The sequence below is a fragment of the Mycobacterium sp. IS-2888 genome, assembly GCF_001954215.1.
GTDB lineage: Bacteria > Actinomycetota > Actinomycetes > Mycobacteriales > Mycobacteriaceae > Mycobacterium.
In genome coordinates this window covers 20,206-29,534 of sequence record NZ_MBET01000107.1, presented here as the reverse complement: position 1 = coordinate 29,534, position 9,329 = coordinate 20,206, and the positions used below count along the sequence as shown (strand labels likewise).

The 9,329-nt window shown below is 67.8% G+C and carries 8 protein-coding genes; 5 read left to right on the top strand and 3 right to left on the bottom strand.

Features of this window, described 5'->3' with window-relative positions; translation table 11 throughout:
- Window positions 1–11 precede the first annotated feature (11 nt).
- Window positions 12–683, top strand: a complete 672-nt coding sequence (locus A5745_RS21985; protein WP_076118872.1) for an SDR family oxidoreductase — start codon at window positions 12–14, stop codon at window positions 681–683.
- Here A5745_RS21985 and leuS read toward each other — a convergent pair.
- Window positions 680–3,592 carry a leucine--tRNA ligase gene (gene leuS / locus A5745_RS21980; protein WP_076118870.1) on the bottom strand — a complete coding sequence of 971 codons (2,913 nt, stop codon included), beginning with the start codon at window positions 3,590–3,592 and terminating at the stop codon, window positions 680–682. The two genes, A5745_RS21985 and leuS, sit on opposite strands and share 4 nt — an antisense overlap.
- Window positions 3,593–3,769: 177 nt before the next feature.
- Between leuS and A5745_RS21975 the strand changes: the two genes are divergently transcribed.
- A complete protein-coding gene (locus A5745_RS21975) occupies window positions 3,770–4,852 on the top strand; it encodes an LpqN/LpqT family lipoprotein (RefSeq protein ID WP_076118867.1) in 1,083 nt (360 codons plus the stop codon).
- Between the two features lie 67 nt (window positions 4,853–4,919).
- Window positions 4,920–5,261 (top strand): hypothetical protein, encoded by a 342-nt coding sequence (locus A5745_RS21970; RefSeq protein ID WP_076064560.1) that lies wholly within the window; start codon window positions 4,920–4,922, stop codon window positions 5,259–5,261.
- Between the two features lie 20 nt (window positions 5,262–5,281).
- Here the strand turns inward: A5745_RS21970 and A5745_RS21965 are convergent, their stop codons facing one another.
- Window positions 5,282–5,884: a YqgE/AlgH family protein gene (locus tag A5745_RS21965; RefSeq protein WP_076128985.1), complete on the bottom strand. Its 603-nt coding sequence runs from the start codon at window positions 5,882–5,884 to the stop codon at window positions 5,282–5,284.
- A 139-nt stretch (window positions 5,885–6,023) separates the two neighbouring features.
- On the opposite strand from A5745_RS21965, the gene A5745_RS21960 reads away from it, so the two are divergent.
- Complete coding sequence (locus A5745_RS21960; protein WP_076118882.1) at window positions 6,024–7,310, top strand: MFS transporter; 1,287 nt, start codon at window positions 6,024–6,026, stop codon at window positions 7,308–7,310.
- Window positions 7,311–7,322: 12 nt separating this feature from the next.
- The gene (locus tag A5745_RS21955) at window positions 7,323–8,096 is read left to right on the top strand and encodes a TIGR03084 family metal-binding protein (protein ID WP_076118880.1); all 774 of its coding nucleotides are present in this window, start codon (window positions 7,323–7,325) and stop codon (window positions 8,094–8,096) included.
- A 9-nt stretch (window positions 8,097–8,105) separates the two neighbouring features.
- Here the strand turns inward: A5745_RS21955 and A5745_RS21950 are convergent, their stop codons facing one another.
- Window positions 8,106–9,323 (bottom strand): PPE domain-containing protein, encoded by a 1,218-nt coding sequence (locus A5745_RS21950; protein WP_076118863.1) that lies wholly within the window; start codon window positions 9,321–9,323, stop codon window positions 8,106–8,108.
- Window positions 9,324–9,329 lie beyond the last annotated feature (6 nt).

Below are 9,329 nucleotides of genomic sequence, written 5' to 3'. Positions count from 1 at the left end.
AGACTGGCTGCATGCCAACTGCTCTCATCACCGGGGCCGGCGGCGGTATCGGTTCTGCCATCGCCACCGCGCTGGCGCCGACGCACACGCTGCTCTTGGCCGGTCGGCCCTCTGATCGCCTGGATGCCGTCGCGGAGCGCCTCGACGCGACAACGTTTCCATTGGACCTGACCGATGCCGACGGGATCGAATCCAGTTGCGAAATCGTGGATGCTCTCGACGTGCTGGTGCACAACGCCGGAGTCTCGATCCCGGGCCACGTCGCCGAGTCGGGTGTCGAGGAGTGGCGCGCCACCTTCGACGTGAATGTCTTTGGCGCGGTGGCTCTTACGTTGGCGCTGTTGCCGGCACTGCGGGGCGCCCGCGGTCAGGTGGTATTCGTCAACTCCGGGGCGGGGCGCAAAGTCTCGCCGGGCATGGCGTCCTATTCGGCCAGCAAGTTCGCGCTGCGCGCATTCGCGGACTCGCTGCGCGACGACGAGCCGGAATTGCGGGTCACCACGATATATCCGGGCCGCACCGACACGACCATGCAGCGTGAACTGGTCGCGTTCGAAGGCGGCGAGTACGACGCCGCCAACTTCCTGCGGCCCGAAACCGTCGCGGCGGCGGTCGCCAGCGTGGTGGCCACGCCGCCGGACGGCCACATCCACGAGGTGGTGCTCCGCCCTAGGCGCGCCTAGACGACCAGATTGACCAACCGGCCGGGAACGACTATTACCTTGCGCGGGGTGGCGCCGGCGAGGAACGCCTGGACCTTTTCATCGGCCAGTGCGGCGGCTTTCAGGATGTCCTCACCGGCGTCGGGGGCCACCACCACTCGCCCGCGTACCTTGCCGTTGACCTGCACCGGGTATTCCACGGTGTCCTCGACGAGATAGGCCGGGTCGGCGGCCGGAAACGGGCCGTGCGCCAACGACGTTGCGTGGCCGAGGCGTAGCCACAACTCCTCGGCCATGTGGGGGGCCAGCGGCGCCAACATCAGCACCAACGGCTCCACCGCCGCGCGGGGAACCGAATCCCGGTGTTCTTTGGTGAGGTGGTTGGTGTACTCGATCAGCTTGGCTACCGCGGTGTTATTGCGCAGTGCCGCATAGTCTTCCGTCACGCCGGCGATGGTGCGGTGCAGCGAGCGCAGTGTGCCGGTGTCGAGGTCTTGCCGGCCGGCGTCGTCGGCCACCCTTGTTTCGCCCGTACTCTCGTCGACCACCAGCCGCCATACCCGCTGCAGAAAGCGGTAAGCACCGACGACGTCCTTGGTGGCCCAGGGCCGGGACGCCTCCAGCGGGCCCATCGACATCTCGTACACCCGCAATGTGTCCGCGCCGTATTCGTCGCAGATCTCGTCGGGCGAGATCGAATTCTTCAGGCTCTTACCGATTTTCCCGAATTCTTGAAAGACTTCGATATCCCCGTCCGGCCCCGCATAGACGAACCCGTCGCCGCGTTCGATCACCTCGTCCGCCGGTACATACGACCCGCGAGCATCGGTGTAGGCGAAGGCCTGGATGTAGCCCTGATTGACCAACCGGCGATAGGGCTCACGGGAACTCACGTGACCGAGGTCGTACAAGACCTTGTGCCAGAACCGGCAATACAGCAGGTGCAGCACCGCGTGTTCGGCTCCCCCGACGTACAGGTCGACACCACCCGGATCGTCGGGCCCATGCTCGGCCGGCCGGGGCCCCATCCAGTACGCCTCGTTTTCCTTGGCGCAGAACCGTTCCGAGTTATGCGGGTCGGTGTAGCGCAGCTCGTACCACGAGCTGGCGGCCCACTGCGGCATGACGTTGGTGTCGCGGCTGTATTGCTTCGGGCCGTCGCCCAGGTCGAGCTCGACGTGCACCCACTCGGTCGCCTTGGCCAGCGGCGGCGACGGCTCACTGGAGGCGTCGTCGGGGTCGAACAACACCGGCGAATAGTCCGGCACATCGGGCAGTTCGACCGGCAACGCCGCCTCGTCGAGCGGATGTGGGCGCCCGTCGCTGTCGTAGACGATCGGGAATGGTTCACCCCAATAGCGCTGCCGCGCGAAAAGCCAGTCGTGCAGCTTGTATTCGATGCGCGCCCGGCCCCGGCCTTCGGCCTCCAGACGGGCAATCATGGCTTCCTTGGCCGCCGCCACGTCCAGTCCGTCGAGGTGGCCGGAGTTCACCAGCACGCCGTCGCCGGTGTGTGCCGCCTCCGAAATATCGCCGCCGGCAATGACTTCCACGATCGGCAGGTGTAACTCCCGGGCGAATTCCCAGTCGCGCTGGTCGTGGCCCGGGACGGCCATGATGGCCCCGGTGCCGTATCCGGCCAGCACGTAGTCGGCGATGAAGATCGGCACGGGCTTTCCGTTGGCTGGGTTGGTCGCGTAGCTGCCCAGGAAGACGCCGGTTTTGTCCCTACTCTCCTGACGCTCGAGGTCTGACTTCGCGCGGATCGCACGGCGGTATGCGTCGACGGCCTTAGCGGGGGTGGCGGACCCGTACGTCCATGCGGGATCCACCCCGTCGGGCCACGCGGAGGCGACCAGATCGTCGACCAAATCGTGCTCGGGGGCCAGCACCAGGTATGTGGCACCGAACAGGGTGTCGGGCCGGGTCGTGAACACCTCGATGTCGGTGACATCGCCGGTGGTTTTGGTCGCGGAAAACAGTGCCTGCGCACCTCGGGATCGGCCGATCCAGTTGCGCTGCATGGTTTTGATCTTTTCCGGCCAGTCCAGCAGCTCGAGGTCGTCGAGCAGCCGGTCGGAATAGGCCGTGATGCGCATCATCCACTGCCGCAACCGTTTCCGGAATACCGGGAAGTTGCCCCGGTCGCTGCGCCCGTCGGCGGTGACCTCCTCGTTGGCCAGCACCGTGCCCAGGCCCGGACACCAATTCACCATCGCGTCCGCTCGGTAGACCAACCGGCAGCCGTCGATCACGTCGGCCCGCTCCCCCGCCGACAGCTTCGTCCAGTCCCGGCCGTCGTCGAGGCGGCGGGCACCGGAATCGAACTCGGCGATCAGCTCGGCGATCGGGCGCGCCTTGCCGGCCGCGGTGTCGAACCAGGCGTTGTAGATCTGCAAAAAGATCCACTGGGTCCACTTGTAGAAGTCGACGTCTGTGGTGGAAAAGCTTCGCCGGCTGTCGTGACCGAGACCCAGCCGGCCCAGCTGGCGCCGGAAATTCACCACATTGGCCTCGGTCCGGGCGCGCGGATGGGTGCCGGTTTGCACCGCGTATTGCTCGGCGGGCAGCCCGAAAGAGTCAAAGCCCAACGCGTGCAGCACATTACGGCCGGTCATGCGGAAGTAGCGGGCGTAGACGTCGGTGGCGATGTAGCCCAACGGGTGCCCGACGTGCAGTCCTTCCCCGGAGGGATACGGGAACATATCCTGCACGAACAGCTTGTCGTCGGGCACCGGCGAACCGTCGGTCGGAGCCAGCGAGCCGACCGGATTGGGCACGTTGAACGTCCCGAGCCGCGCCCAGTTGTCCTGCCAGGCGCCCTCGATGCGGCCCGCCAGCTCCGCTGTGTAGCGGTATGGCGGCGCGTCGGAGTCCGTCGGAGCGCCGGCCGGGTTGCTCCCGGGTGCGGCGGTCGGCGATTCGGTCACCTGAACAGGGTATAAGGGCGGACTCGGCAGCCCCGCCGGCCACAGGTTGGTCTCGGTTGCGTTGCGCGCCGATCAGAGGTTCATCCCAGGTCTATTTCGGCCCTATTCACGGCGTTTGACCACTGGTTACAGTCGCCCTCTGTAGTAACGCCTGAGCCGTTGGGAAGGACCGACGCCATGATTCAGATCACCCCGAATTGCCGGGTTTTAGGGGGTCTGGTGGCCGGCCTGATCGGCGTCGCGGTTTTTTCGGGCGCCCAGGCCTCGGCTGAGCCTTTGGTTCCAGCTCCCCCACCCGTGCCCGTCGGTCCCGGTGCGGCCGCGCCGGCGCCACAGAACGTCATAAGTCCCGGCGCGGTCAACGGGAACAGATTCACCGCCGCCCCGCCGTCGGCCAACCCGTTCGTTCCGCCCAATACCGCGGCCGCGCCCGCCGCTCCGGGACCCGCCGCCGCGGCTCCGGTGCCGCCCTCAGCGACTCCGGCGGTCTCCGGCACCATTCGTGAGTACCTGCAGGCGAAGGGCGTCAAGCTCGAGGCGCAAAAACCACAGGGGTTCAACGCGCTGGACATCACCCTGCCGGTGCCGCCGCGGTGGACGCAGGTACCGGACCCCAACGTGCCCGATGCGTTCGCGGTGATCGCGGACCGGCAGGGCAACAGCGTGTACACGTCGAATGCGCAGGTGGTGGTCTACAAGCTGGTCGGCAACTTCGATCCCAAGGAAGCCATGACGCACGGCTTCGTCGACAGTCAGAAGCTACTCGCCTGGCAGACCACGAACGCCTCGATGGCTGATTTCGGCGGTTTTCCGTCGTCGGTCATCGAAGGCACGTACCGCGACGGCGACATGTTGCTCAACACCTCGCGGCGCAACGTCATCGCCACCTCGGGGCACGACAAGTACCTGGTCACGCTGTCGGTGACCACCGATCGCACGCAGGCGGTCGCCGACGCACCCGCCACGGACGCCATCATCAACGGCTTCCGGGTGACCGCGCCCGGGACCTCGCCCCCCGCGCCCGTGGCATCGCCCCCCGCGCCGTCCCGCGCCCCGGCTAATGCACCGGTTGGGGTTCCGGGGCAGACCGCCAGTGCGGCGCCCGTCGGGCTACCGGGGCAGACCGTGAATGCGGCACCCGCCGGACTGCCCGCACAACCGGCGGCGCCAGTGCCGTCGGCGCAGCCCAGGCCCAACATATTGACCATCGTGCCCGGGCTGCCGCCGCTGCCGAACTTCAGTTTCCTCCAGCAGCGCTGACTCGGCGCCGCCCGAGCCCTGTGGAGCCGGGCGCGCGAATCGACGGCGGGACTCGTATTGTGAGGCCATGCTGATCGCGGGTGTGGTGTGCGTGTGTGCGGCGGTCGCTTCCGCCGGATTCGGAACCTGGTCGCTCTCCCACAGCCAGACGGTCGGCACCAGGCAGCTGGCGCTGCGCGCCTTGGCGCCGACACAGCTGGCCGTCGCGATAATGCTGGCCGCCGGCGGTGTCGTCGCGCTGGCGGCCTCCCCGCAGACCGCCTTGGTTGTGGTGATCGTCTGTGTCGTAGGCGCTTTCGGCACACTCGCCGCCGGATCGTGGCAGAGCGCGCGCTTCGCGCTACGCCGGGAAGCGGCCCCGGCAGGCTGCGCCGGCAACTGCACAATGTGCACGCAGGCCTGCAACTGACAATGCGTCGCGGTTGAGCCCTAGTTTCGGCTGATGTCGATCGGGTGGGTCGCAAGCAATGAAAGCGGCAGCGGCTGGCGGCGCAGCACCTGCCCCCACAAGTCCGCCCTGGGGCCGACAAGAACGTCGGATGGCAACGCGGACAACACAATCCAGTCGTCCCGCTCGATCTCGCCTTCGAGCTGACCGATGGTCCAGCCCGAGTAGCCGGCGAAGATCCGCACTCCCTCCACCAGGGGCGCGATCAGGTCGGGTTCGGCGTCCAGATCGACCATCACCATCCGTCCGGCCACGTGCCGCAGACCCGGCACGCCGTCCGGGTCGGCGCCAACCCGCAAGGCCGCCAGACAAAGGGCCGCGTCACGCTTGACGGGCCCTCCGATGAACATCGTCTTCGGTTTGGCGGCGAGTTTGGCCCACTGCGGCAACACGTTGTAGACGGCGGTCTCGCTGGACCGGTTGAGTACCACGCCCAACGTGCCGCCGTCGTTGTGCTCGACGATGTAGATCACGCTGCGCCGAAACGTCGGCTCGAGAAGGTCGGTGTTGGCCAGCAGCAACGTCCCCGCACGCACGCGCTGCGCGGCGGGTGCGACATAGTCCTCTGGATCTTCAGGCGGCACGCCACCATCATCGCACCCCGGCAGCGCCGTCCGGTGGAAACGGGCCCGCCCCAGCCATATTTGTACTGTTATTGCAGCGGCGCCGAGATCGGCGCCCGTGCCCTTGATCCTGGAAGTCGGTTCTGTGGTTCAAACCCGGATGCGCACGCACCTACGCGTCGAACTGTGGCGGTCGGTGCGCGGCTTGCCGGATTTCTGGCGATTGCTGCAGCTGCGCATGGCGAGTCAGTTCGGCGACGGCCTGTTTCAGGCGGGGATGGCCGGAGCGCTGCTGTTCAACCCCGACCGGGCCGCGGACCCGATGGCGATCGCCCGCGCGTTCGCCGTGCTGTTTCTGCCTTACTCATTGCTGGGACCATTCGCCGGGGCATTGATGGACCGCTGGGATCGGAGGCTGGTCCTTGTCGGCGCCAACATCGGCCGCCTGATATTGATCGCCGGAATCGGCACGATTCTGGCGGTCCGGGCCGGCGAAATGCCGCTCCTCATCGCGGCATTGGTCGCCAACGGCTTGGGCCGTTTCGTCGCATCGGGGCTATCGGCGTCGCTGCCGCACGTCGTTCCGCGCGAACAAGTGGTGACCATGAACTCAGTGGCCACCGCCGCCGGCGCCGTCGCCGCCTTCCTCGGCGCAAACTTCATGCTGGTGCCGCGCTTTGTCGTCGGCGCCGGCGATAGGGGAGCGGCGGTCGTCATTTTTCTCACCGCGATCCCGGTGGCGACGGCGTTGCTGCTGTCGTGGCGGTTCGCGCCTCGGGCGCTCGGCCCCGACCACACCAAACGCGCGATCCACGGTTCGGCCGTCTATGCGGTGATCACCGGCTGGCTGCATGGCGCGCGCACGGTCGTGAGCTACCCGACCGTGGCAGCAACACTTTCCGGCCTGGCCGCGCACCGCATGGTGGTGGGCATCAACTCGCTGCTGATCTTGTTGTTGGCCCATCACATGAAACATCCGGCGTCCGGCGGGCTGGGTATCGCGCTGGTGTTCTTCGGCGCCTCGGGGCTGGGAGCATTCCTGGCAACGGTGTTGACACCACCGACGATCCGGCGCTGGGGGCGCTACGCGGCGGCGAACGGCGCGCTCACCGCGGCCGCGCTGATCGAGGTCACCGGGGCGGGGCTGTGGCTTCCCGTGATGGTGGCGTGCAGCTTTTTCCTCGGCGTGACGGGCCAGATGATCAAGCTGTGCGCCGATTCGGCGATCCAGATCGATGTCGACGATGCGTTGCGCGGCCACGTGTTCGCGGTGCAGGACGCGTTGTTCTGGGTGTCGTTCATCGTCTCGATCACGTTGGCCGCGACCGTGATTCCCAAAGACGGGCACGCGCCCGGGTTCGTGCTGTTCGGATCGGCGTTATACCTACTCGGGCTGGTCGTTCACAGCGTCGTCGGCCGCCGTGGCCAGCCGGTGAACGGTCGCTAAGGTGAGGCGATGATGGCGGGACCCGGGCCGATCGTGGCCGACTTGCGTGCGGAGAGCGACGACCTCGACGCGCTGGTAACGCCGCTCCCGGCCGACCGCTGGGCCGATCCCACGCCGGCCCCCGGCTGGACCATCGCACACCAGATCGGACACCTGCTCTGGACCGACCGGGTTGCCCTGACCGCGGTCACCGACGAGGCTGCTTTCGCCGAACTGCTGGCCGCCGCGACGGCGGATCCCGTCGGCTTTGTCGACGCTGGCGCCGAGGAGCTGGCAACCGTGGCGCCGGCCGAGCTGCTTGCCGACTGGCGGGGGACCCGCGCCCGGTTGCACGAGGAGCTGCTCTCGGTCGCCGACGGGCGCAAACTGCCGTGGTTCGGGCCGCCGATGAGCGCGGCCTCGATGGCAACGGCGCGATTGATGGAGACCTGGGCCCACGGACTTGACGTCGCCGACGCCCTGGGTGTCACGCGGCCCGCCACGGATCGACTGCGATCGATTGCCCACCTGGGGGTCCGGACCCGCGATTACGCGTTCATGGTCAACAATCTGACTCCGCCGGCCGAGCCGTTCCTGGTCGAGCTGCGTGGACCCGGCGCGAACACGTGGTCGTGGGGACCGTCGGATGCGGTCCAACGTGTGACTGGCTCGGCGGAAGACTTCTGCTTCCTGGTTACCCAGCGGCGCCCGCTGCGGACCCTGGATCTCACGGCCGTTGGTGCGGACGCGCAGCGATGGTTGGAAATCGCGCAAGCCTTCGCCGGCCCACCGGGCCCAGGTCGCTAAGTACGCGAGCTACGCGTCCTGCGGGTCGCTCGGGTCGCCGCCGACCACGACGCGGGCGCGCGTCACGGCGGCTTCCTTGTCCGATTCGCCTCCGGCACCCCGGGCCAGCATGCCAGCCGGCGACATCGGCATCGCGCTACCGCCCATCCCGGTTGAGGCCGTCGGACCGCGCACATCGGCGGCGTTGAGCACGCCCGCGCGCAAGCTGGTCGGCCTGCCGCCGGTCTCCGGCTCGAAACTGCTGGTGGGCCGCGTGTAGCTGGTGAGTGCAGCACCGGGGAGTCCGCCGACTCCACTGCCGATGCCGCCCACGCCCGCGGCCCCAGCTCCGCCCGCACCGCCGGCACCGGCCAGCACGGGTTCGGCAAGCGCACCAGCCGAAGCGGCATTCGGCGCCCCAGCCGCCGAGAACAGCCCCGTCATCGATGACATCAGCCCCTGAGGCATGCTGCCGAAGCTTTGAACCGCCTCCATCGGCGCCTTGAACGCATCCTGCAGCGGTTGCATCAGGCCGGACACCATCGACATGGGCTGCTGCATCAGCGAACTCATCGAGCTGCCCGCCTCCGCAGGTGCCGACCCCGCCTCTCCCGCGGTTTGGCCAGCCTGGCTGGACGCCTGCACGGCGTTTTGCATCCCGCTCGTCGCCGCGGATTGGGCCACCGACGCGGCCGCCGCCGCTGGGGCGGCCGGCGACGCACCCATCGGAGCCAGGGGCGGGGGAACGGCCAGCGCGGCGGACAACACGCTTAGCGCAGCGGAATACGCCCAGCCCACGCTCGAATTGTGCGGCCAGTGATGCCCGTAATATTCGCCGTTTCGTTCGAGGATTCCCGGAGTGTTTTGACCGAAAAAGTTCGTGGCGGTCAACACCTCTGTTTCCCTGCGGTTGGTTGTGGGCACCACCGAAGGGATCACCGATGACCGCGCGATCGTAAAGGCCTCCACGGCGGACTGCGTGACGCTGATCTTGTGCGCCGTCCAGCCCACCAGGGTGTGCAATCCGACGTTGAGCCCGGTGTTGGCGACCAGGGAGGCGAGCGCGCTAACACCGTGCCAGCTCGCGGACGTTGCCATCGCGTTGACGGTAGACAGGCCGGCGGCGAGTTCCTTGTTCGCGGTCTCGGTGACCCACACCGCGTTGTTGGCAATCACCGACGCGGGATTGCCCGCCTCGAAGATCAGCGCGACCAGCTCGGGCGGACCGGTCCACCTGGGATCGGCCATAGTCGG